Genomic DNA, 22,307 nt, shown 5'->3' on the forward strand with positions numbered 1-22,307 from the left:
GACCTCATTCTCCCGTTCCGCGGTCGGCCTCGAAGCGTGCCCGCCACTCGGCATTCAGCGGGAACAGGCCGTCCACGGGATGTCCGGCGGCCACCTGCCGCGCGATCCAGGCGTCCTCGGCCTCCTGGGCCAGGGCGGCGTCAGCCACCTCTTCGGCGAGCGACGGCGGCAGGACGATCACGCCGTCGTCGTCGCCGACGATGATGTCCCCGGGCTGCACGGTGGCGCCGCCGCAGGAGATGGTGAGGTCGCTGTCCCAGGGCACGTGCTTGCGCCCGAGCACCGCGGGGTGGGGGCCCTGGCTGAAGACCGGAAGGCCGGTCTCCGCCACGGTGACGTAATCCCGCACGCCGCCGTCGGTCACGACGCCGGCCGCTCCGCGGACCTGGGCCCGGAGCGCGAGCACATCCCCGAGAGTGCCGGAGCCACGCTCGCCGCGGGCCTCGATGACGATCACCTCACCTTCGGCGACGGTGTCGAAAACGCGCTTCTGGGCGTTGAAGCCGCCGCCGTGGCTGCGGAAGAGGTCCTCGCGGTTCGGGACGAAGCGCAGCGTCTTCGCCGTGCCCACCATCTTGGTGCCGGGCACCGAGGGCCGCACGCCGTCGATCGCGACATTGTCGAGGCCGCGCTTGCGCAGCTGCTGAGACAGGCCCGCCACCGGGGTCTCCAGCAGTTTGGCTCGCAGCTCGGGGGAGAGCGCGGGGCCTGGCTCGCCGAGACCGGCGGCCTCGCGGGACCCCCAGGCCTCCTCGCGCTGGTGGTCGTCCACGGAGGGGAGTGAGCCGAGTGCGGGGTCGAAGGCGCCGGGGCCTTCGACGACGTGGGAGACGAGGCGTCCGCTGGACGGCGCGCCGTCGACAGTGGGCGCGTCCACCTCGATCTCCACGACATCGCCGGGCACGGCCACGGATGACCCGGCCGGGGTGCCGGTGAGGATCAGATCCCCGGTTTCGAGCGTGAGGTGCTGCGAGAGATCGGCGATGAGCTGCGCGAACGGGAAGATCATGGCGCCCGAGCCGTCGTCCTGGACCAGCTCGCCATTGCGCCAGGCCCTGACCCGGAGGGCGGCGGGCTCCACGGCGCGGGCGTCGATGAGCCCGGGGCCCACGGGCGTGTAGCCGTCCCGGCTCTTGTTGCGGAGGTTGGAGCCCTTGTCATTGGCCCGGAGGTCGTACAGGCCCCAGTCGTTGGAGGCGGTGACCCAGGCGACGTGACCCCACGCCTGCTCCACGGGGACGTTGCGCGCCGCCTCGCCGATCACCAGGGCGATCTCGCCTTCGAAGGCCAGCAGCTCGGTGCCGGCGGGGCGCTCCACACTGCTGCCGGAGGCCGCCAGGGAACTGGAGGGCTTGAGGAAGTAGGAGGGGGCGGCGGGCGTCCGGCCACGCTGCGCGGCGCGCGAGGCATAGCTCAGGTGGACGGCGATGATCTTGCCGGGGGTCACCTGAAGTGGCGTGGAATCCTTGGTCGGCACGGGGGTCCCTTCGCTCGCTGACTGGGGTCGTACACCAGATCATATACGATCTGAGCGCCGAAACAAGGGGGTTGTCAGGTCATATCTGAAATCGTATATTTTCTGGAGCAATGCGATGGTGCATCGCCCCGACTCGCACCCTGGAGCGCCAGATGAACGAGAAACCCCCTGTCCTCACCCGCCCGGAAGCGTCCATGACGGACCGCCGGAGGGTCCTCTTCGCCACCGTCGTCGGGACCACCGTCGAGTGGTACGACTACTTCATTTACGCCTCCGCCGCGGGGCTCGTCTTCGGGCAGCTGTTCTTCGAACCCGCCGGCAAGGGGATCGGGACCATCCTGGCCTTCCTCACGGTGGGCATCAGCTTCCTCTTCCGCCCGCTCGGCGCGTTCCTGGCCGGTCACTTCGGTGACAAGTACGGACGGCGGATCGTCCTGGTGGTGACCCTGATCCTCATGGGCGCCTCGACCGTGCTCATCGGCCTGCTCCCGGGGTACGCGCAGGCCGGGATGCTGGCGCCGGTGCTCCTGATCGTCCTGCGGATCCTGCAAGGGATCTCGGCCGGTGGCGAGTGGGGCGGCGCGGTGCTCATGGCCGTGGAGCACGCCCCGCGCGATCGCCGGGGGCTCTACGGGGCCATGCCGCAGATCGGCGTGCCGATCGGGCTCCTCCTGGCGAGCGCCATGCTCGCGATCATGAACGCGCTCTTCCCGGGCGAGGCCTTCCTCACCTGGGGCTGGCGCATTCCGTTCCTCTTCTCCGTGGTCCTGATCCTGGTGGGGTACTGGGTGCGGCGCCGGGTGGAGGAGAGTCCGGTCTTCACCGAGATCGCCGCGCGCAAGGAACAGACCGGGATGCCGGTGGTGCGGCTGTTCGCCCGGTACACCCCGCTGGTCCTCCTGGCCGCCCTGGTGTTCGCCGGGAACAACGCCGCGGGCTACATGACCACCGGTGGCTATGTGCAGAACTACGCCACCAATCCGGACGGGCCTGTCGGCCTGGACCGCGGCTCGGTGCTCTGGGCCGTCACGGCGTCCTCGGTGAGCTGGCTCGTGTCCACTTTCGTGGCGGGCTGGCTGAGCGACCGGATCGGGCGGAGGAACACCTACCTGATCGGCTGGGTCCTGCAGGGCTCCGCCGTGCTGGCCCTGTTCCCGCTGGTCAACACCGGGGAACCCGGCCTGCTCGCGCTGGGGCTCATCCTGCTCACGCTCGGCCTCGGGTTCACGTACGGGCCGCAGTCCGCCTGGTATTCGGAGATGTTCCCCGCCTCGGTGCGTTTCTCGGGCGTCTCCATCTCCTATGCCATCGGCGCGATCGTGGGCGGCGCTTTCGCCCCGACCATCGCCGCGTGGCTCCAGCAGACCACCGGAACCTCGCAGTCCGTCACCTGGTATCTCCTGGCGATGACGGTGGTGGGACTGCTCGCCACCCTCCTGCTGCGGGACCGGCGGGGCTTCGACCTCAGCCCGGCAGCGGAGGACGAGCAGTCGCGCGGTGTCTACGCCTGGCAGCGGTGAGGCGAGCGCCGTCGTTCAGTCTGCGAATTCTCCGGTGAGAACCCTGAGGATTCCCGAGAAACCGCAGACTGAACGACGACGGCGGCCGGGCGCCTCAGCTGTTCACCCGGATGACCTCGTGCTGATACGGCGCGATCACCGAGCGTGAGATCCGCAGGTCGAGCAGCAGGAAGGGCCGCTCTCCCGCCGGACGGGAAGCCCACTCGACCAGCCGGTCCAGATCCTCGAGCCGCCGCACGATCACGCCCTCGGCGCCCACGGACCGGCCCAGAGCGGCGAAGTCCACATCCGGGATGAGCATGGGGTCCTCAGCCAGGCCCTTGAGCCCGTAGAGGTTGACTTCGGCGCCGTACGCGCCGTCGTTCCACACCACGCAGAGTCCTCGTCCGCCGGCGGTCCGGACCGCCGTCTCCAGATCGGACAGCGCCATGAGCCCGCCGCCGTCGCCCGTGGTCAGAACGATCGTGGCGTCCGGGTCCGCCTGGGCTGCGCCCGCGACGCTCGGGAAGCCCAGCCCGATCGACTGATAGGCGGTCCCGATCATGATCATGCGGGACGGAGAGGCCACCGGCCAGAACATGTTGGCCCAGGCGATGAAGTGCCCGCCGTCGCTGACCACGATCCGGTCCTCCGGCAGCAGTTCGGCGATCCGGGCCGCCACCAGGCGGGGATCCAGCCGTCCGTCGGCCAGGTCCGGCTCTCCCGGTTCCTGCTCGCGGAGTGCGGCGACGTCCAGGGTCTCCCGCCATCCGGAAGGCCGGGATCCGTCCAGCGCCGTGGTGAGCGCTTCGGCGATCAGCCGGGCGTCGCCCTGCAGGTAGTCGCCCACCCGGGGATGCGTGGCGGCGGGGGCGATGTCCACCTGCACCACGCGGGTCCCGGGGGAGAAGAGCTCGCCGAACCGCATGGTGAAGGGATTCAGCGACGCCCCGAACACGATCGCGACGTCGGCCTCCCGGATGAGCTCCATGGCCCCGGGTGCTCCGAAGCCGCCGGTCACGCCGAGGTCGTAGCGCTCGTCCGGGAAGAGCCCGCGGCCGAGCGCGCTGGAGGCGGTGACGGCTCCGGTGGCCTCCGCGAGTGCCCCGAGCGCGGGGCCGGCGCCCGCCAGGTGCGCTCCGCGTCCGGCGAGCAGGAATGGCCGTTCCGCGTGGGCGAGCGTCTCGGCCACGCGGGCGATGGCGGCCTGGGTGAAGGGTGCGGGTTCGACGGCCTGCGGAAGGCGGAGTGGGGGAGTCGCCGGGACCTCGCCGGCTTCCAGCGTGGGCACGTCGTAGGGGATGGCGAGCACCACCGGCACCCGGTAGGCGAGGGCGTGTTCGATCGCGATGATGGTGCTCGCGGCGGCGTCGAGGCGTCCGGCGGTGTAGGTGCGGACTCCCACGGCGGAGGCGAGGGCGATCTGGTCCACGCCCCAGGGGCGCGGCCCGGAGGTCGGCTCGTCCCCGACGATCAGCACCAGCGGGATACGGGCCTGGGCCGATTCCGCCAGCGCGGTGAGGGTGTTGGTGAAGCCGGCGCCGTAGGTCGTGGTGGCTGCGGCGATGCGGCCGGACGCCCGGTAGTGGGCATCCGCGGCCACCACCGCGCCGGCCTCGTGACGCACGGCGGTGAAGGCGGCGTCGGTATCGCGCAGGATCGCGTCCAGGAAGTAGGCGTTCCCGTTGCCCATCAGGCCGAAGACCTGGTCGATGTGCCGGGAGAGTGCGATGGCGACGTGCTGGGAGACAGTGGGCATGATCGTGCCTTTCGAGACATGACGGAGACATGGATTCCGTATGTGTCTCGCGCGTGCTGTCCGCACGGCTTCGTGCCCCTTTTTCGGGCACCGGGCACGGTAGCCCCGTGGGGCGGGCTGTGCCGGACGTCACATATCATACCGAAGATTCAGGATCGTATACGTTCTCTTGTCGAGCCTCCGCGGGACGGCTATGCTCACATCATTCGATAAAGGAATTTGGAATTCGATTATCGAACTTTGACGATCGGCGACGCCCGTCACCACACAGCGACGTGAGGAGATCCACCGTGCAGTTCCACCATCATGGGTACGTTTCCGGCGATCCGCGGGTCCAGCCTGCCGACGGCGTCGGGCTGGACCGTCCGGACGAACTGCCGGACGAGATGGACGTCCTCATCGTCGGCACGGGCCCGGCGGGGATCACGCTCGCGGCGCAGCTGTCCCAGTTCGCGGACGTCACCACCCGCATCATCGAGCGCCGCCCGGGCCGCCTGGAGGTGGGCCAGGCAGACGGGATCCAGGCTCGCAGCGTCGAGACGTTCCAGGCCTTCGGTTTCGCCAACCGGATCACGGAAGAGGCGTACCGCATCACCGAGATGGCCTTCTGGAAGCCGGACCCCGAGAAGCCGGGCGACATCATCCGCACCGCGGTGGCTCCGGACGACCCCAGCGGAGTCAGCGAATTCCCGCACCTGATCGTCAACCAGGCCCGGGTACAGGACTACTTCCTCGAATTCATGAAGAACTCGCCCACGCGCAACCGGCCGGACTACGGCTGGGAGTTCGTCGGTCTTGAGATCGACCACGACGGCGGCGAGCACCCGGTCGCCGTCTCCCTGCGGCGCACGGCCGGTGAAGACGAAGGGACCGAGCGGGTGGTCCGGGCCAAGTTCGTGGTGGGCGGCGACGGCGCCCGGAGCAAGGTGCGGGAGGCCATCGGGCGCAAGCCCGTGGGAGACCAGGCATTCCATGCCTGGGGCGTCATGGACGTGCTGGCCGACACCGACTTCCCGGACATCCGCCGCAAATGCGCCATCCAGTCGCACGACGGCGGCAGCATCCTTCACATTCCGCGCGAAGGGAATCATCTCTTCCGCATGTACGTGGACCTCGGCGAAGTGCCGCACGACGACTCGGGCAAGGTCCGTCTGACCAGCCAGGAGGAGGTCGAACGCCGCGCCAACCAGATCCTGCACCCCTACACCCTGTCCGTCCGGCACGTCGCCTGGCGGAGTGTGTACGAGGTGGGGCACCGCGTGACGGACCGCTTCGACGACGTCCCCGCCGAGGAGGCCGGCGTCCGCACGCCGCGGGTGTTCATCATGGGGGATGCGTGCCACACGCACAGCGCCAAGGCCGGGCAGGGAATGAATGTCTCCATCCAGGACGGCTTCAACCTGGGCTGGAAGCTCGGTCACGTCCTGGAGGGCCGGGCTCCGCTCTCCCTGCTCGACACCTACTCCGCCGAGCGCCAGGTGGTGGCGCAGAACCTCATCGACTTCGACAAGGAATGGTCCAGCCTCATGGCGGCCCGGCCGGACGAGATGGCCGACCCCGCTGAACTCGAGCGCTTCTACGTCCAGACCGCCGAGTTCCCGGCCGGGTTCATGACCGAGTACGCCCCGTCCCTGATCGTCGGCTCACGGGAGCACCAGGATCTGGCCGAGGGCTTCCCGCTCGGCAAACGGTTCAAGTCCCATGCGGTCACCCGGGTGTGCGACGGCAATCCGGTGCATCTGGGCCACCACGCCCGGGCCGATGGCCGATGGCGTGTCTACGTCTTCGCCGGGCGTGACGGCCTGGACCCGGCGTCCGGGACGGCCGCGCTGGGAGCTTGGCTCGCGGAGTCCCCGGACTCGCCTCTGGCCACCACTCCGGCGGGCCTCGACCGGGATGCCTGGTTCGACGCCAAGGTGATCTACCAGCAGCCGCACCTGGACATCGACATCACCTCCGTGCCGGAGGTCTTCCTGCCCCGCACGGGACCGTTCCAGGTCGTCGATTATGAGAAGGTCTACGCGGCGGACCCCGGGGATGACATCTTCGACGCCAGGGGCATCGATCGGGACGGCGTCGTCGTGGTGGTGCGGCCGGACCAGTACGTCGCCCAGGTGCTGCCGCTCGCGGCCCGGGAGGAGCTGGCCGGGTTCTTCGCGGAGGCGACCCTGAGGGCGCCCCGCGCCTGACGGCGTCGGCGGTCGTCAGGCCCCGTAGGCGCGCGTGATCTTCCCGCCGGCTGCCGTGAGCCGTTCGGCGATCCGTTCCTCGTCGTGGGGGAGCGAGACGTGGATGACCGCGATCGAGGCGGGCGGCTGGCCCGGGAGCGTGAGCGGGACCGCCACGGACCAGAGGGAGGGGACCACCTCGTCGTGACTGAGCGCATAGCCGCGACGGCGGCTGAGGGCGATCTCGTCCCGGAGCGGCTCGTCGACGTCGTCCGGCCATGCCTCCGCCGGGAGGGACAGGAGGATGGCCTTCCCGGGGCCGCCGCGCGTGATCGGGTGGCGGTGGCCCGGCCGGTAGGAGACCACGGCCACCGTCTGCCGCGGAGAGGCGCTGATCAGGGTGACCGCCTCCTCGTGGTCCAGCTGGACGGCCAGAAGGCACGTCATCCCGAGTTCATTGGCGACGGCGTTGAGCTCCGGCAACGCCGCCTGTTGCAGATCCCGTGACACCCCGGCGGCCAGGGCCGCCAGGCCGGCGCCGAGGAGGAGCCGTCCGGAGGCGTCCCGGGAGACCAGACCGTGGCTCTCCAGGGTGACGAGGAGCCGGTACGCGACGGACCGGTGGACCCCCAGTGATTCGGCGAGCTCCGCGATGGTCGGAGGCTGTTCCGACGCGGCGATGATCTCCAGCAGGCGGATACCGCGGCTGAGGGTCTGAGATCCCGGCGTACTCGTAGCGCTCACATGTTCGATAGTAGAACAGCGGTCGCCTGAGAGCGGTCAGCGGATGATGGTGTGGGCCTGGGTGCGGGCCAGGTCGATGTCCCGGCGGACCGCCTCGGCCTCCTTCCGGGCCCGGTGCTCCAGCTCCAGCCGGTCGCGGAGGCGATCCAGTTCGCACGGGGAGAGCGGCCGCGGCACAGGGCGCCGGGGGAGGAGGCGGGCGAGGGACGGGAGCAGGCGGCGGCGGAGGGACGGGCTGACGGGGAGGGGTGAGGTGAACATGTCCCCAGTGTTCGCCGGTCGTTCCGTGCGGTCCTCGATTCGGCCCACGCCGAATCATCGATGCCGACGGACCTCCGGTATTAGTCTCAAGCCATGTTGCTGCAGCTGACCCCGGCGGACCTGACCCGGATCCGATTCTGCGTCTCGCCCTGGTGGGAGGCGGTCACCTCGGTGCTGACACTCGCCAAGGGCGTTCCCATGCACCGCCGGTGGATCACGGAGTCCAAGGAGGTCCTGACCGCGAGTCCCGGGGCGGCGAGGAAATGGGAGGTGCTCCGGGCATTCATCACGGCCAACGGGCACATCCTGGACGGACTGACTCCCACCCCGTCCCGGGATGAGAGCTTCCAGGACAGCAAGGACCGGGTGCTGAATCAGGACGCGGACCTGTTGCTCCACGACATGCGGATCATCCGATCAGTGGCGGACCACCAGGCCGCTCCGGCCATTCTGGATGCCTTCGAAGCCGATCCTCACCGGGTGACGGAGGAACTGTGTGACGCCGTCGAATGGATCTGGAAGCTCGCCGTCGAGCCGCATTGGGAACGCATCCACGCACTTCAGGTGGCCGACATCGACTACAGGCTCCGCTTGCTCTCCCGCGGTGGACTGGACGAGGTGCTCAAGACCCTCCACCCCCAGGTGCTGCGTGTGGACGAAGGGCTCGATTTCGTGGGCAAGAGCTGCGACGTCTTCTCCGGCACAGGCTGTGAAACCACTTTCGACGCGGCAGGACCGGGCCTGATCCTGATCCCGTGCGTCTTCGCCTGGCCGGGCACAGTGCTCCTCAACGCGCGTCCCTATACACCGACCGTGAGTTACGCCCCGCGTGGTGTGGGTTCGCTCTGGGAAGCGTGCGACGGCGGCCGTGACGACTGCGCACTGTCCGATCTCATGGGCGGCACCCGGGCCGCCGTGCTGGCTCAGCTGGACATCCCCATGACCACCAAACATCTTTCACGGCACCTGGACATCTCGCCCGCCACGGTCAGCGAACATCTCAAGGTGCTTGCGGGCGCGCGCTTGCTGGAGGCGTACCGGCGGGGGCGAGAGGTCTTCTATCGCCGGACGTCCTTGGCGGATGAACTCCTGAAGGCCTGATGCGGCCGGGCCGGGTCCGAGGGCTGCCGGCCGGCGTCGGTGCGGCCTGGTCCCACCTTGCAGTCCTTCCGCGGCCGGCGACCGCACCCTAGGCTGGTGACGTGAGCCTCCTCGATGACCCCTTCGACCACACCGAGACCAAGGACGGGACGATCCTGATCCGCCGTGGCGGGCGGCTGGTGGTGACGGTGGCCGGACGCCGGGCTCAGGAACTCGCCGCCCGCCTCGGCCGGGCGGATGACGCAGGGCGGCAGCAGCTCCTGGCCCGGGCCACGGGCAACTACCGCCGAGGGAACGAACGGGGTGCTCAGGGATGAGCCGGGCCGCCCGCCTCGAAGCGCTGCATCTGAGCCCCGTGCATGGTTTCTCCAAGGAGACCGTGGATTCGCTCCGCCTCCTGGAAGGCCAGGGCGTCGAGGGGGATGCCCATTGCGGCGTGACCGTCCAGCACCGCTCCCGGGTGGCTGCGGATCCCTCCCAGCCGAACCTTCGCCAAGTGCACCTGATTCATGCCGAACTCTTCGATGCGCTGAGTGCTGCGGGCTTCACGGTGCGCCCGGGTGAACTGGGCGAGAACCTGACCACCAGGGGAGTGGATCTGCTCTCCCTGCCGGTCGGTTCCCGGCTGGTCATGGGTGAGGCCGTGGTCACGGTGACCGGCCTGCGGAACCCCTGTCAGCAGATCAACGGCTTCCAGGCAGGGCTCCTCAAGCAGGTTCTGAAGGTGGATCCGGATGGCCGTCCGCTCCGCCTCGCGGGGGTGATGGGCATCGTGTCGCGAGGCGGGATGCTGACCACGGGAGATGTCATCGAGGTGCTGCTTCCGGAGGGGGAGCACTTCCCCTTGACCAGGGTCTGACCGGTTCCAGGGCTCTGAACTGCGCTTTCGACAAGGAGCGGGAAGAGCCGTGGAGGCGGAGCATCACCGGGACGCATTGCGTCATTCGAGGTGACAATCAAGTCAACTGACTTTGCGGGCGTAACAAAGGCGCGGTCTGAGGATCACGGTTTGGCAACGGATGCCCACTGGGTGGACAAAATCAAGCTAAGCTTTCACGTTATGTAGGCCAAGTCACACCTGTGTGTCCTGGACCTCGTTCATGGGAATCCGCGAGATTCCCCATCTCTACTCAGGAACTCCAAAGGAGGCGGAATGCGTTTCTCGCGCACTTCCAAGGCACTGGGCCTGGCGGTCATCGCTGCATTGGCTCTGTCGGCGTGTGGCGGCGGCAGCACCAATGGTGGCGGCTCCACCGGCGGCGATGCGGATCCGAAGGGCATCGTGCGGGCTTACAGCAACGAGCCGCAGAACCCGTTGCTCCCCGGCCAGACCAACGAGGTCTTCGGTGGCCGCGTGGTTGATCTGCTGTTCGCGGGTCTCGTCAGCTACGACAGCAGCGGCAAGACCGTGAACGAGCTGGCCGACTCGATCGAGTCCTCCGACTCGCAGAACTACACCATCAAGATCAAGTCGGGTCAGAAGTTCACCAATGGTGAAGCGATCACGGCCAAGACCTTCGTGGACTCCTGGAACTTCGAGGCGCTGAGCACCAACGGTCAGTCCAACGGCAGCTTCTTCAGCTCGCTCGAAGGCTACGACGCGGTCTCCGCCACCACCGGCACCGGCGACAACGCCAAGCCCGCCCCGAAGGCTCAGACCATGTCCGGTCTGAAGGTCGTCGATGACACCACCTTCACCGTCAAGCTGAAGCAGCCGGAGTCCGACTGGACCCAGCGCCTCGGATACACCGTCTTCTTCCCGCTTCCCTCGGAGGCGATGAAGGATCCCAAGAAGTTCGGCCAGAACCCCATCGGCAACGGCCCGTACAAGATGGCCGGCGCCGACGCTTGGCAGCATGACAAGCAGATCGCCCTCGTCAAGAACGATGACTACAAGGGCCCGCGTGAAGCCAAGAACGGCGGCGTGACCTTCGCGTTCTACACGAACTCCGATGCCGCCTACACGGACATCCAGGGCAACAGCCTGGACGTGCTGGACGTCATCCCGTCCACCGCTCTGGCCACCTTCCAGCAGGACCTCGACGGCCGCGCGGCGAACAAGCCCAGCGCCCTCAACGGCACGCTGAACATCCCGGTCTACCTGCCGGACTTCCAGGGTGAGGCCGGTTCGCTCCGACGCCAGGCCATCTCCCACGCGATCGACCGTGCCCAGATCACCAAGGTGATCTTCCACGACACCCGCACGCCGGCCAAGGAATTCACCGTTCCGTCCATGCTCGGCTATGACGCGAACATCCCGGGCAGCGATGTCTTGAACTTTGACGCCGCCAAGGCCAAGGATCTGTGGGCCCAGGCCGACAAGATCAAGCCGTGGGATTCCTCCAAGTCCTTCACCATCGCGTACAACACCGATGGCGGAAACAAGGAATGGGTCGACGCCGTCGCCAACCAGCTGAAGAACAACCTGGGCATCAAGGCTGAAGGCAAGCCGTACCCCAAGTTCGCCACCATGCTGGACGACCGTCTGAACCGCAAGCTGACCGGCGCCGTCCGTGCCGGCTGGCAGGCCGACTACCCGTCGATCTACAACTTCCTGGAGCCGACCCTCGGCACCAACGGCAGCTCCAACTACGAGAAGTACTCGAACCCCGAGTTCGACAAGCTGCTCCTCGAAGGCGAAGCCGCCAAGACCCCCGAAGATGGCGCCAAGATCTTCAACAAGGCTCAGGAGATCCTGTTCAAGGATCTCCCGAACATCCCGCTGTGGTCCCAGAACCAGCCCATCGGCTGGAGCACCAGCGTGAACAACGTTGAGACCGACTGGCACGGCGTGATCGAGTACTACAAGGTCACCAAGAACAAGTAGGAATCCATCATCTGATGTAGTCCAACGCCGCGAGCGAGCGTAACCTGACTGCTGTTGTCTGGTTACGCTCGCTTGTTGGCGTTCATCTACGGAGAACCCCTCATATGAAAAACACGACTTCGATCAAGTTCAGGTGGCGCTCATGCTCCGTTATCTAGGACGACGCCTCCTGCAGGTCATCCCCGTATTCTTCGGCGTGACGCTGCTCGTCTACGCCATGGTCTTCGCGGTCCCCGGTGATCCCATCCGCGCCATGTTCGGGGACAAGCAGCCCTCAGACGCCGTCATCAACGCGCTGCGTGCGCAGTACAACCTCGATCAGCCCTTCTTCGTCCAGTACTTCCTGTTCCTGAAGAACCTGCTCTCCTTCAACCTCGGGGTGGACTTCACCGGTCGCCCCATCGCCGACATCCTCGCCCAGATCTACCCGGTGACCGCCCAGCTGGCCATCATGGCCTTGGTGATCGAAGCCGTCTTCGGCATCGTCGCGGGCCTCATCGCCGGCCTCAACAAGGGAAAGGTCTTCGACGCGACGCTGCTGGTCTTCTCCCTGCTGCTGATCTCCGTTCCGACCTTCGTCATCGGCTTCGTCCTGCAGCTGGTGATCGGTCTGCAACTCGGCTGGGCGCGGCCCACCGTGGGTTCGTCGGTGGACTTCAACTCGCTGATTCTGCCGGCCATCGTGCTTGCTTCCGTCTCCTTCGCCTATGTCCTGCGTTTGACCAGGACCTCCGTGGCGGAGGGTATGGACGCCGACTATGTCCGGACGGCCACGGCCAAGGGCCTGTCCCGTGGCCGTGTCATCACCGTGCACGTGCTGCGCAACTCGCTCATCCCCGTGGTGACCTTCCTGGGTGCAGACCTGGGCAACCTCATGGGCGGCGCGATCGTCACCGAGGCCATCTTCAATGTGCCCGGTGTCGGCCAAAAGCTCTACAACTCCATCATCCGTGGTGAGGGGCCGACGATCGTGGCCATCGTGAGCCTCCTCGTCCTGGTCTTCGTCATCTCCAACCTGGTCGTCGACCTGCTGTACGCCTGGCTTGATCCGAGGATTCGCTATGACAAATAAGAAAAACTCGCGCGTGATCGAGCACTACGTCGCCCCGTTGGACGAGACGCCACTTGCGGCCGTCGACAGTTCGGTGGCGGACTCCGCCCCCAGTAGTCTGTGGAAGGAGGCCTGGGTCAATCTCCGGACCCGGCCGCTCTTCATCGTCTCGGCGGTGCTGATCCTTTTGATCGCCGTGGTCTCGATCTTCCCCCAGCTCTTCACCTCCCTTGACCCCAGCAAGCCGAACTTCTGTGATCTCGGTTCAGCCCTTCAGGGGCCGTCCGGTGCGCACTTCTTCGGCACCGATGGCCAGGGCTGTGACATCTATGCCAAGACCATCTATGGCGCACGTGCCTCGGTGTCCGTCGGCATCCTGACCACCATCTTCGTGGTCATCATCGGCGGAGCCCTGGGTGCCATTGCCGGCTTCTTCGGTGGCTGGGTGGATTCGGTGCTTGCCCGCCTGGGTGACATCTTCTTCGCCCTGCCTCTGGTGCTCGGTGCCCTGGTGGTCTTCCAGATGCCGCTCTTCCGTGAAAATAAGGGAATCCTCTCCGTGGTCGCGGTGCTGACTGTGCTCGGATGGCCGAACATCGCTCGCATCACCCGCGGCGCGGTTCTCTCGGTGCGGAACGCGGATTACATCACCGCCTCCACCGCACTGGGCGTCAGTAAGTGGGGCGCCCTCATCCGCCACGCAATTCCTAACTCGCTCGCGCCGATCATCGTGGTCGCCACCGTGAGCCTCGGAACCTTCATCGTGGCCGAGGCGACGCTGTCCTTCCTCGGTATCGGTCTCCCGCAAGAGCTGCTGTCCTGGGGCCAGGCCATTTCGGATGCTCGGACGCAGCTGAGGACCAACCCCTCGGTGCTCCTGTACCCGTCGGCAGCTCTTTGCATCACCGTGCTCAGCTTCATCATGCTCGGCGACGCCCTGCGGGACGCCCTTGACCCCAAAGCGAGGAAGAAGTGACTCCGGAGATCAACATGAATGAGGTGCCGAACACCTCCGGCGGACAGGAAGACCGTCCGCTCCTCGAGATCAAAGATCTGGAGATCGAATTCACCACCGCAGGCGGCACGGCCAAGGCCGTCCGCAAGGTCAACTTCACCGTGATGCCGGGCGAAACTGTGGCGATCGTGGGCGAGTCCGGTTCGGGCAAGTCCACCTCCGCCCTGGCCGCCATCGGACTGCTGGCCAAGAACGGTCGCGTGTCCGGTGGGCAGATCATCTTCGATGGTGAGGACATCACCCATGTGGATGAAAAGCGCATGGTCGAATTGCGGGGCAACTCCATCGGAATGGTTCCCCAGGACCCCATGTCCAACCTGAACCCGGTCTGGAAGATCGGATTCCAGGTCAAGGAGACGCTCAAGGCCAACGGCTTGCCGAGCGGACCCAAGGACGTGGCTGAGGCGCTGTCGAACGCGGGTCTCCCGGACGCCGAACGTCGTGCGAAGCAGTATCCGCACGAGTTCTCGGGTGGCATGCGCCAGCGTGCCCTCATCGCCATCGGCCTGTCCTGCCAGCCACGCCTCCTGATCGCCGATGAGCCCACCTCGGCTCTCGACGTGACGGTGCAGCGGCAGATCCTCGATCACTTGGAGAAGATGACCGAGGAGCTGGGCACCGCTGTCCTGCTCATCACGCACGATCTGGGTCTTGCCGCTGAGCGCGCCCAGAAGGTCGTCGTCATGTACAAGGGCCAGGTCGTGGAATCGGGTCCTGCGCTGGAGCTGCTGCGCAACCCGCAGCACCCCTATACCAAGCGTCTGGTCTCTGCGGCGCCGTCGCTTGCGTCACGCCGTATCCAGGTGGCGAAGGAAGCCGGTCTGGAATCCGAGGAGCTGCTCAGCGGTTCCGAGACGGTCCACGAGAAGGGCAAGCCGGATGCGGTGCTCAAGATCAAGGATCTGACCAAGGTCTTCAAGCTCCGGGAAGGTGCGTTCGGCCGTAAGACCGACTTCACCGCGGTGGACAAGGTCAGCTTCGAGGTCATGCGTGGCACCACCACGGCCGTGGTCGGTGAGTCCGGCTCGGGCAAGTCGACCGTGGCCCGTATGGTCCTGGGTCTCGAGACGCCCACGTCCGGCAACATCTCCTTCGACGGCGTCGACGTCAGCACCCTCAAGGGTGCGGATGCGCTCAAGTTCCGTCGTCGCGTGCAGCCGATCTTCCAGGACCCGTACGGGTCCCTGGATCCGATGTTCAACATCTTCCGCACCATCGAGGAACCTCTTCGGGTGCACAAGGTGGGGGACAAGGCGAGCCGTGAGAAGAAGGTCCGCGAGCTGCTCGACGCCGTGGCCCTTCCCGCCAGCATGATGCGGCGGTACCCGAATGAGCTCTCCGGCGGTCAGCGCCAGCGTGTGGCGATCGCCCGTGCTCTCGCGCTGGATCCCGAAGTGATCATCTGTGACGAGGCGGTGTCCGCTCTGGACGTGCTGGTTCAGGACCAGGTGCTGAACCTGCTCGCGAATCTGCAGTCCGATCTGGGTCTGACCTACCTCTTCATCACGCACGACCTCGCGGTGGTCCGCCAGATCGCCGACGACGTCTGCGTCATGGAGCGCGGAAAGCTCGTGGAGACCGGGACCACGGACAGTGTGTTCGAGAACCCGCAGCAGGAGTACACGCAGAAGCTGCTCGACGCCATCCCCGGCGCCCGGCTGCTCCTGCCGCCTGAGGTCGCCTGACGACCTGTACTGAGAACTCTGCACGGAGAATAAGGACAGGGTCCCACCGGAGACGGTGGGACCCTGTCCTTTTCTGATTCCGAATGTTCCCCAATTGTCCCCGTGCTCGTGTCGGGTGTCCGCGCCATGCAGACTGCGCGGCTGCATCACCCGCCGACCGCTCGGCGCGCCGGATCTTCTGGAACCTCAGCGGCCTTCCAGCACCTGGGACAGATGCTCCGCGAACACCGGGGTCAGGCGCCGGTGTCCGCTCGCCTTGAGGTGCACCCCGTCGGCCATCTCGTTCTCGAGTCCGTAGGCGGACACCCAGCCGCCGGGATCCACGAAGGGGATCCTGAGCTCTTCGGCGGTCCCCGCCAGGAGCGAGTCGACCACCAGCCGCCGCCCTCCGCCGTCGTGCGCCGAGCGGGAAAGCACCCCCACCATCACGATCCGGGAACCGGGATAACGGCGGTGCATCAGATACGCGAGCTGCCGGGCGTTCTGTGAAACCTGGGGGAGCGGCTTGCCCTGACCGGCGTCGTTGCCGCCGCCCTGGAACACGATCAGTTCAGGGGCGAACGGCGGAAGCTTCCACGCGCCCTGCTGGTACGACTGCAGGTAATTCGCGGCGCGGGGCCGGCTCGCGGCGTAGCCCGTGCCGCCGGCGCCCACCCAGGTGACCGAGTAGCCCAGACTGGCGAGCCCTCGCCGGGGCCAGGTCTCCTCGCCGGGAACCCCGGCGGCGCCCGCGGACTGGGAGTCGCCCACCAGCAGCGCGGTGCCCCGCCGGACCCCGTCCGGGCCCGTCAGCGCGACGACGGCGGTGCCCCGCCCGGCGCTCACCCCAGTCCCGGCCACCTGGCCGGGAGTGCTGTGGGCGGGAGAGAGGGGTGCCTTCTCGCTCACGACGAGTGAGCCCGCCACGAGGGCGAGTGCGGCTGCGGAGAGCGCGGCGCGGCGGAAGGCGATGTTCAAGGAGTTCCTCACAGGAGTCGGGACCTTGAACCAGTGTGGGGCCCGATGAAAGGGTTTGACCAGTCGTTGGGCGTATCGAAATGGTCACGTCTGGCCGGCTCCTCCACGCGGCTCCGGAGGGGCGACGTCGCCCGGGATTCCCGGCTTGTCCGACAGGCCTTGCCGCAACCGGTAGAATTGTCGTGGAAGGGCTGTGGTGTCCTCCCCCTGCTTTGTGCCCCGTCGCTGGACAAGTGATCCGCGGGCACGGAATTCACTGTCTTGTCGTCGTTGAAACGAGTCGAAAACCGCATGTCCGAAAACACTGCCTCGCGTTCTGATCTGCGCAATGTCGCAATCGTCGCCCACGTTGACCATGGCAAGACCACGCTCGTGGACGCCATGCTCCGCCAGACGAACTCCTTCGCCTCCCACGGCGAGGTCGAGGACCGCGTGATGGACTCTGGTGACCTTGAGCGTGAAAAGGGCATCACCATCCTGGCCAAGAACACCACGGTGGCCTACAACGGTCCCGCTTCCAATGGCGAGACCATCACCATCAACGTGATCGACACCCCGGGCCACGCCGACTTCGGTGGCGAGGTGGAGCGCGGTCTGTCCATGGTGGATGGCGTCGTGCTGCTGGTGGATGCCTCCGAGGGCCCGCTGCCGCAGACCCGCTTCGTGCTCCGCAAGGCACTGGCTGCTCATAAGCCCGTCATCCTCCTGGTCAACAAGACCGACCGTCCCGATGCCCGCATCGAAGAGGTCGTCCACGAGTCCATGGACCTCCTGCTCGGCCTGGCCTCCGACCTGGCCGACGAGGTTCCGGACCTGGACCTGGACAAGGTCCTCGAAGTCCCCGTGGTCTACGCCGCCGCCAAGGTCGGGCGCGCCTCCACCGAGCAGCCGGCCGACGGCACCGCTCCGGAGAACGAGGACCTGGAGCCGCTGTTCAAGACGATCATCGATCACATCCCCGCTCCGACGTACAACCCGGACGGCGTGCTGCAGGCTCACGTGACCAACCTGGACGCCTCCCCGTTCTTGGGCCGTCTGGCGCTGCTGCGCATCTACAACGGCACCCTCCGCAAGGGCCAGCAGGTCGCCTGGGCCCGTCAGGACGGCACCCTCAAGACCGTCAAGATCACCGAACTCCTGGCCACCAAGGCCCTGGAGCGCGTTCCGGCCGAGTCCGCCGGTCCGGGTGAGATCGTCGCCGTCGCAGGCATCGAGGACATCACCATCGGTGAGACCCTGACCGATCTGGAGAACCCGCAGCCGCTGCCGCTCATCAAGGTGGACGACCCGGCGATCTCCATGACCATCGGTATCAACACCTCCCCGCTGGCCGGCAAGGTCAAGGGCGCCAAGGTCACGGCCCGTCAGGTCAAGGACCGCCTGGACAAGGAGCTGATCGGTAACGTCTCCCTCCGTGTCCTGCCGACCGAGCGTCCGGACGCCTGGGAGGTCCAGGGCCGTGGTGAGCTCGCGCTGGCCATCCTGGTGGAGCAGATGCGCCGCGAAGGCTTCGAACTGACCGTGGGCAAGCCCCAGGTGGTCACCAAGACCATCGACGGCAAGATCCACGAGCCGATGGAACACATGACCATCGACGTGCCGGAGGAGTTCCTCGGCGCCGTCACGCAGCTCATGGCCGCCCGCAAGGGCCGCATGACCAACATGGCCAACCACGGCACCGGCTGGTGCCGCATGGAGTTCATCGTTCCGGCCCGTGGCCTGATCGGTTTCCGCACCAAGTTCCTCACGGACACCCGCGGCGCCGGCATCGCCTCCTCGATCGCCGAGGGTTACGAGCCGTGGGCCGGCCCCATCGAGTACCGCACCAACGGTTCCATGGTGGCCGACCGCGCCGGTGTGGTGACGCCGTTCGCCATGATCAACCTGCAGGAGCGCGGTTCCTTCTTCGTGAAGCCCACCTCCGAGGTCTACGAGGGCATGATCGTCGGCGAGAACTCCCGCGCCGACGACATGGACGTCAATATCACCAAGGAGAAGAAGCTCACCAACATGCGTGCGGCCTCCTCGGACTCCTTCGAGAACCTCACGCCCCCGCGTGAGCTGACCCTGGAGGAATCCCTCGAGTTCGCCCGCGAGGACGAGTGCGTGGAGATCACCCCCGAGGACATCCGCATCCGCAAGGTGATCCTGGACTCCAACGAGCGTCTCAAGGCCGCCAGGGCCCGCGCGCGCTCCTGATTCCAGCCTGACCTGGGCGCCGTGCGCCATGGGGAGTGATCCCCATGGCGCTGGAGCGGACGTCGCCAGACTCCGGGAGCTGTCCAGCACCATGGACAAGTCGGCGGAGCTGCTGAAATCGCGGAGCAAGAGCCTCCAGACCGAGATCATGAACTCGCCGTGGAAGGGCCAGGACGCGAGCCGGTTCCTGCAGAGCTGGAGCAGCGAGTACCAGCCGTTGCTGGAGAAGGCCATCAACGCCCTGCGCCAGAACGCCAAGACGCTGACCGCCCAGGCGAAGGAACAGGAGGAGGCCTCCAACTCCTCCGGATCCGCTGGCAGTGGCGGCCCGGGAACGGTCCAGAAACCGTCCCACGACGACCTCACCAAGGCCCTGGAGAACATCACGCACGCCACACCCGTGCAGCAGGCCGCCTGGTGGAACGGCCTCTCGGAGGAGGACAAGAAGTACCTTCTGAGCAATCCGGCCACCGCCGCGCTCATCATGAAGCTCGACGGCGGCGTGCCCGATGCGGCGCAGGAAGAGGCCCGGAAGTTCCTGCAGGACGAGGCCAAGCACACCATCCCGGTGTACAGGGAGACGCTCAGGGCCGACGCCAACCTCCGGGTGGCCTGGGTGCACGGGGGCGTGGGTGTGAGCGCCGAGGTGGTCCAGAACGCGGACGGATCCGCCACCCTCAAGGTGTCCGGCAAACTCGGTGCGGGCGTCAACAACCCCACGGGTGAACTGGGTGCCACGCTGAACGGCGAGATGTCCCGTGAGTACAAGTTCGCCTCCGTTGAAGAGGCGATGAAAGCCCGCACGCAGATGGTCACCGATCTGCCGCCGGACAGTTTCGACAAGGCCGTGGACGCCACCACGAACACCCCGAAGTACCTTCTGGACACGATCGACAACGCCGCCGACAAGAACGGCTCCTCGAGCCACGTGGACCGCCTGAAGGGATCGCTCTCGCTCGATGCGGAGGGCAAGGCCGGCGGGGCGTCGGGAAGCGTGAAACTCGACATGGCCTATGAGCAGAATCTGTCGGATGGAACCTCCAAGGGCACCGGCGAGTTCTCCGCCAAGGGAAGCCTCGACCTGGACGGGAGGCGTTTCGAAGCCGATGGCAAGGGTGGCCTGACGGTGAACTGGGACAAGGACCACAACATCAAGTCGGTGTCCGTGGCCGTCGAGGGCACCGTGGCGCAGGGCGTCAAGGACTCAGTCAAGGGCGGCACGGAGGACGCCGGTCTGTCCGCGAGCTCCACGACCACCACCGGAACCCAGGGGACCGTCAAGATCGACATCCCTTACACCCCGGAGAATCAGCAGCTGATCGAGCAGTACCTGGGGCACGCGGCGTCGAATGACACTGCAGGGGTGGCCGGTGACCTCGCCAGGCTCTACGACGCGGGCGCCGCCACGGTCCAGGTCAACGAGGTGGTCACGAACAAGAACGAGTTCAAGGTGGATGCCAAGGTGGTGGAAGCCAAGGTCAGCACCGAGGCGAAGGTCACCCAGAACGTGGTCACCTATTACAAGGTGCCCAATGACGGACGCCTGGACGTGCTGAGCGGCCAGGTTCCCCCGGGATCAGGCGGCTGGTGACCAGCCCCGATACGCTATCCCGGAGTAATCAGGATTCAAGGAGGAGCACCTCATGACCGTGAACATCGAATCCCCGCTCGGCTTCCGGGCCGAGTTCCCCGAGCACACCCTCACGCTGGAGGAATCCACCGGCGGACCGCAGACCGAACAGTACGGGCTTCCCGGCAACGTCCTGGTGACCCTGTATCAGGACCGGAACGTCCCCGCCGACGTGTCCGGCGCGAATCTGTGGGCGCACCGCCAGGGCGACTACTACCTGAAGGAGATGGATGCCACCCAGCTGACTGAGGGCGCGCTGAACAACGACGGGAAGGAGTCCTACGTCGTCATGCTCAAGCTGCCCGGTGGAGAGGACGAGACGAGGATCGTCTCGTGCGTGGGGATGGTGCAGAACGGATCATTCCTCGGCCTCGTGACGGTGTGGCCCGTGTATGACGAGGCGGTCGAACCCCGCACGGAACTCCTGCGCGAGATCGTCGGATCCATCACGGTGCTGCCCCCGGCCACCTGAGCTGCTGAGTCGCGGGCGTCAGAGCACCTTCAGGGTGAGCGTGACGCCCTCGGGAGTGCAGAGCCCGGAGGCCCGCAGGAAGTGCTCCGACACCAGATCCTTGTCCTGCTTGCTGGGACCTCCGCCCTGACCGGCGGCCTTGCCCTGGTACCCCAGGACCACGATGCTCATGGACTTGTACAGCCCTTGCAGGTCGTAGGGAACGGCGTCGGACGCCTGGTCGAACTCGCCCCAGAGGTCGAGAAGCCCCTTCTTGTCCGTGGGCTGCAGGGCCGCGAGTTTCTCATCCAGGGCGTTGAACTTCTCGCAGCCCTCCTTCATGCTGAGGCTGCCGGAGCTCCCGGAGGGGGACGCCTCGTCCGCCGGCGTCGTGGCGGACTCAGCCGGCTCGCTGGTGGCCGGCGCGGGGGCCGGCGCCGTCGGCGCGCAGGCGGCGAGCAGGGGCATCAGTGCCAGCGTGGTCCAGAGGTTGGTCTTCTTCATGGGAGCCTTTTCTGCCGGGTGTCCGCAGGACGGAGCGTGTACTGTGAGCCACGCTACCGGGCCTGCTCATCCCGTGCATGTCATGTCGGTGGGTAGCCCTGCCCACCCCGGCAGCGCGGGCTCCCGGTACAGAAGTCCCCTGACGAGAGGAACCGTTCATGTCCACCGTTCAGATCATCGCCTGGAGCATCTGGGGCGCGTTCGTCGTCCTCATGGTGGTCGTCTCCGTGGTCCAGATGCTCGCGCTGCGCCGGCGGGAGCGGGGCATGCGCGAGTGGCCGCGGGTCCAGGCGGTGGTGGTGGGCCACAAGGAAGGGCCCGGGGTCGGAGAGGGCGTGGACAGCCGGACGCGCTATTTCCCTGTCTATCAGTACCAAGACCCGGCCGGCCGGCTCCTTCAGGGGCGTGCACTGCGGGGTGGTCCCAGCCCACTTCAGCTGGGCAGCACCGTGGAGATCTGCGTCAATCCGCAGAAACCTGCCGAGTCGTATGTGATCGAGAAGACGAGCAGGGTTGCACTCGGCTGCACCATGGTGTTCGCGGGGGTCTTCCTGATCGGGTCGTTCTTCTTCCTCAGGATCCTGGTGGGCTGACCCCTCCGGCCGCAGCAGTCGGCCGAGGGTGCGGCGTCAGAACCGTGGTGCCCGACGCGCGGCCGGCGGCGGAACGGGCTTGGCCAGGGTCACCCGATCCAGCGGGATGCTGATCTCACCGTTCCTGCCCGTGATCACGATCCGCGGACTCCCGACGACGACGGCGGTGTCATCCCGCGCGGACAGCTCGCCGAGAGCGTCGCTGAGCGCGCCGTCGTCGAGCCGGTGACGCACCACCACCCGGGTGCCCAAGGGGGCGCTGAGCAGTAGGGGAACGCCTCGGAGCGTGGAGAACGACACGCCTCCATCGTAGAGCGGCGTCATCCTCTTCGGTGAAGTGACCTCCGGGGTAATACAGTGGAGTCCAGCGGAGGAACGCCTGCGGG

The 22,307-nt window shown here is 66.9% G+C and carries 20 protein-coding genes; 13 read left to right on the forward strand and 7 right to left on the reverse strand.

The window, feature by feature from the left end:
- Window positions 1-4: 4 nt before the first annotated feature.
- Window positions 5-1,477, reverse strand: coding sequence for a fumarylacetoacetate hydrolase family protein (locus AB4Y75_RS02905; protein ID WP_441434382.1), 1,473 nt, complete (start codon window positions 1,475-1,477; stop codon window positions 5-7).
- A gap of 152 nt (window positions 1,478-1,629) precedes the next feature.
- Here AB4Y75_RS02905 and AB4Y75_RS02910 point away from each other — a divergent pair, with 152 nt between their 5' ends.
- Window positions 1,630-2,997, forward strand: coding sequence for an MFS transporter (locus AB4Y75_RS02910; protein WP_441434383.1), 1,368 nt, complete (start codon window positions 1,630-1,632; stop codon window positions 2,995-2,997).
- Window positions 2,998-3,091: 94 nt separating this feature from the next.
- On the opposite strand, the gene AB4Y75_RS02915 is transcribed toward AB4Y75_RS02910, so the two are convergent.
- Entirely contained in the window at window positions 3,092-4,735 is a 1,644-nt protein-coding gene (locus AB4Y75_RS02915; protein ID WP_441434384.1) for a thiamine pyrophosphate-binding protein, read from the reverse strand.
- A 290-nt stretch (window positions 4,736-5,025) separates the two neighbouring features.
- Here AB4Y75_RS02915 and AB4Y75_RS02920 point away from each other — a divergent pair, with 290 nt between their 5' ends.
- On the forward strand, window positions 5,026-6,924 hold the full coding sequence (locus AB4Y75_RS02920) for an FAD-binding monooxygenase (protein WP_441434385.1): 1,899 nt from the start codon (window positions 5,026-5,028) through the stop codon (window positions 6,922-6,924).
- A gap of 15 nt (window positions 6,925-6,939) precedes the next feature.
- Here the strand turns inward: AB4Y75_RS02920 and AB4Y75_RS02925 are convergent, their stop codons facing one another.
- Together AB4Y75_RS02925 and AB4Y75_RS02930 are read right to left on the reverse strand one after the other, a co-directional pair.
- Window positions 6,940-7,647 (reverse strand): IclR family transcriptional regulator, encoded by a 708-nt coding sequence (locus AB4Y75_RS02925; RefSeq protein ID WP_441434386.1) that lies wholly within the window; start codon window positions 7,645-7,647, stop codon window positions 6,940-6,942.
- Between the two features lie 36 nt (window positions 7,648-7,683).
- Entirely contained in the window at window positions 7,684-7,908 is a 225-nt protein-coding gene (locus tag AB4Y75_RS02930) for a hypothetical protein (protein WP_441434387.1), read from the reverse strand.
- Window positions 7,909-8,001: 93 nt separating this feature from the next.
- Between AB4Y75_RS02930 and AB4Y75_RS02935 the strand changes: the two genes are divergently transcribed.
- From AB4Y75_RS02935 to AB4Y75_RS02965, 7 genes are all read left to right on the forward strand, one after another.
- Window positions 8,002-9,009, forward strand: coding sequence for a helix-turn-helix domain-containing protein (locus AB4Y75_RS02935; protein WP_441434388.1), 1,008 nt, complete (start codon window positions 8,002-8,004; stop codon window positions 9,007-9,009).
- A 101-nt stretch (window positions 9,010-9,110) separates the two neighbouring features.
- Window positions 9,111-9,326: a hypothetical protein gene (locus tag AB4Y75_RS02940; RefSeq protein ID WP_441434389.1), complete on the forward strand. Its 216-nt coding sequence runs from the start codon at window positions 9,111-9,113 to the stop codon at window positions 9,324-9,326.
- Complete coding sequence (locus AB4Y75_RS02945; protein WP_441434390.1) at window positions 9,323-9,868, forward strand: MOSC domain-containing protein; 546 nt, start codon at window positions 9,323-9,325, stop codon at window positions 9,866-9,868. The genes AB4Y75_RS02940 and AB4Y75_RS02945 overlap by 4 nt, the downstream gene beginning before the upstream one ends.
- 294 nt (window positions 9,869-10,162) lie before the next feature.
- Window positions 10,163-11,836 (forward strand): peptide ABC transporter substrate-binding protein, encoded by a 1,674-nt coding sequence (locus AB4Y75_RS02950; RefSeq protein ID WP_441434391.1) that lies wholly within the window; start codon window positions 10,163-10,165, stop codon window positions 11,834-11,836.
- Between the two features lie 142 nt (window positions 11,837-11,978).
- On the forward strand, window positions 11,979-12,908 hold the full coding sequence (locus AB4Y75_RS02955) for an ABC transporter permease (RefSeq protein ID WP_441434392.1): 930 nt from the start codon (window positions 11,979-11,981) through the stop codon (window positions 12,906-12,908).
- Entirely contained in the window at window positions 12,898-13,863 is a 966-nt protein-coding gene (locus AB4Y75_RS02960) for an ABC transporter permease (RefSeq protein WP_441434393.1), read from the forward strand. The genes AB4Y75_RS02955 and AB4Y75_RS02960 overlap by 11 nt, the downstream gene beginning before the upstream one ends.
- A gap of 14 nt (window positions 13,864-13,877) precedes the next feature.
- On the forward strand, window positions 13,878-15,587 hold the full coding sequence (locus AB4Y75_RS02965; RefSeq protein WP_441435250.1) for a dipeptide ABC transporter ATP-binding protein: 1,710 nt from the start codon (window positions 13,878-13,880) through the stop codon (window positions 15,585-15,587).
- A 186-nt stretch (window positions 15,588-15,773) separates the two neighbouring features.
- On the opposite strand, the gene AB4Y75_RS02970 is transcribed toward AB4Y75_RS02965, so the two are convergent.
- Window positions 15,774-16,544 (reverse strand): SGNH/GDSL hydrolase family protein, encoded by a 771-nt coding sequence (locus AB4Y75_RS02970; RefSeq protein WP_441434394.1) that lies wholly within the window; start codon window positions 16,542-16,544, stop codon window positions 15,774-15,776.
- A 291-nt stretch (window positions 16,545-16,835) separates the two neighbouring features.
- On the opposite strand from AB4Y75_RS02970, the gene typA reads away from it, so the two are divergent.
- Genes typA through AB4Y75_RS02985 form a run of 3 tightly spaced genes read left to right on the forward strand, consistent with a single transcriptional unit; the run spans window position 16,836 to window position 20,845 of the window.
- Window positions 16,836-18,743, forward strand: coding sequence for a translational GTPase TypA (gene typA, locus AB4Y75_RS02975; protein ID WP_441434395.1), 1,908 nt, complete (start codon window positions 16,836-16,838; stop codon window positions 18,741-18,743).
- Between the two features lie 28 nt (window positions 18,744-18,771).
- Window positions 18,772-20,334 carry a WXG100 family type VII secretion target gene (locus AB4Y75_RS02980; RefSeq protein WP_441434396.1) on the forward strand — a complete coding sequence of 521 codons (1,563 nt, stop codon included), beginning with the start codon at window positions 18,772-18,774 and terminating at the stop codon, window positions 20,332-20,334.
- 52 nt (window positions 20,335-20,386) lie between these two features.
- Window positions 20,387-20,845, forward strand: coding sequence for a hypothetical protein (locus AB4Y75_RS02985; protein ID WP_441434397.1), 459 nt, complete (start codon window positions 20,387-20,389; stop codon window positions 20,843-20,845).
- An 18-nt stretch (window positions 20,846-20,863) separates the two neighbouring features.
- On the opposite strand, the gene AB4Y75_RS02990 is transcribed toward AB4Y75_RS02985, so the two are convergent.
- Window positions 20,864-21,328, reverse strand: coding sequence for a hypothetical protein (locus tag AB4Y75_RS02990; RefSeq protein ID WP_441434398.1), 465 nt, complete (start codon window positions 21,326-21,328; stop codon window positions 20,864-20,866).
- A 158-nt stretch (window positions 21,329-21,486) separates the two neighbouring features.
- Between AB4Y75_RS02990 and AB4Y75_RS02995 the strand changes: the two genes are divergently transcribed.
- A complete protein-coding gene (locus AB4Y75_RS02995) occupies window positions 21,487-21,921 on the forward strand; it encodes a DUF3592 domain-containing protein (protein ID WP_441434399.1) in 435 nt (144 codons plus the stop codon).
- 36 nt (window positions 21,922-21,957) lie between these two features.
- On the opposite strand, the gene AB4Y75_RS03000 is transcribed toward AB4Y75_RS02995, so the two are convergent.
- A complete protein-coding gene (locus AB4Y75_RS03000; protein WP_441434400.1) occupies window positions 21,958-22,221 on the reverse strand; it encodes a putative acetyltransferase in 264 nt (87 codons plus the stop codon).
- Between the last annotated feature and the right edge of the window lie 86 nt (window positions 22,222-22,307).

Origin of the sequence: Arthrobacter sp. RAF14 (assembly GCF_052114185.1) — a bacterium.
GTDB lineage: Bacteria > Actinomycetota > Actinomycetes > Actinomycetales > Micrococcaceae > Arthrobacter_E.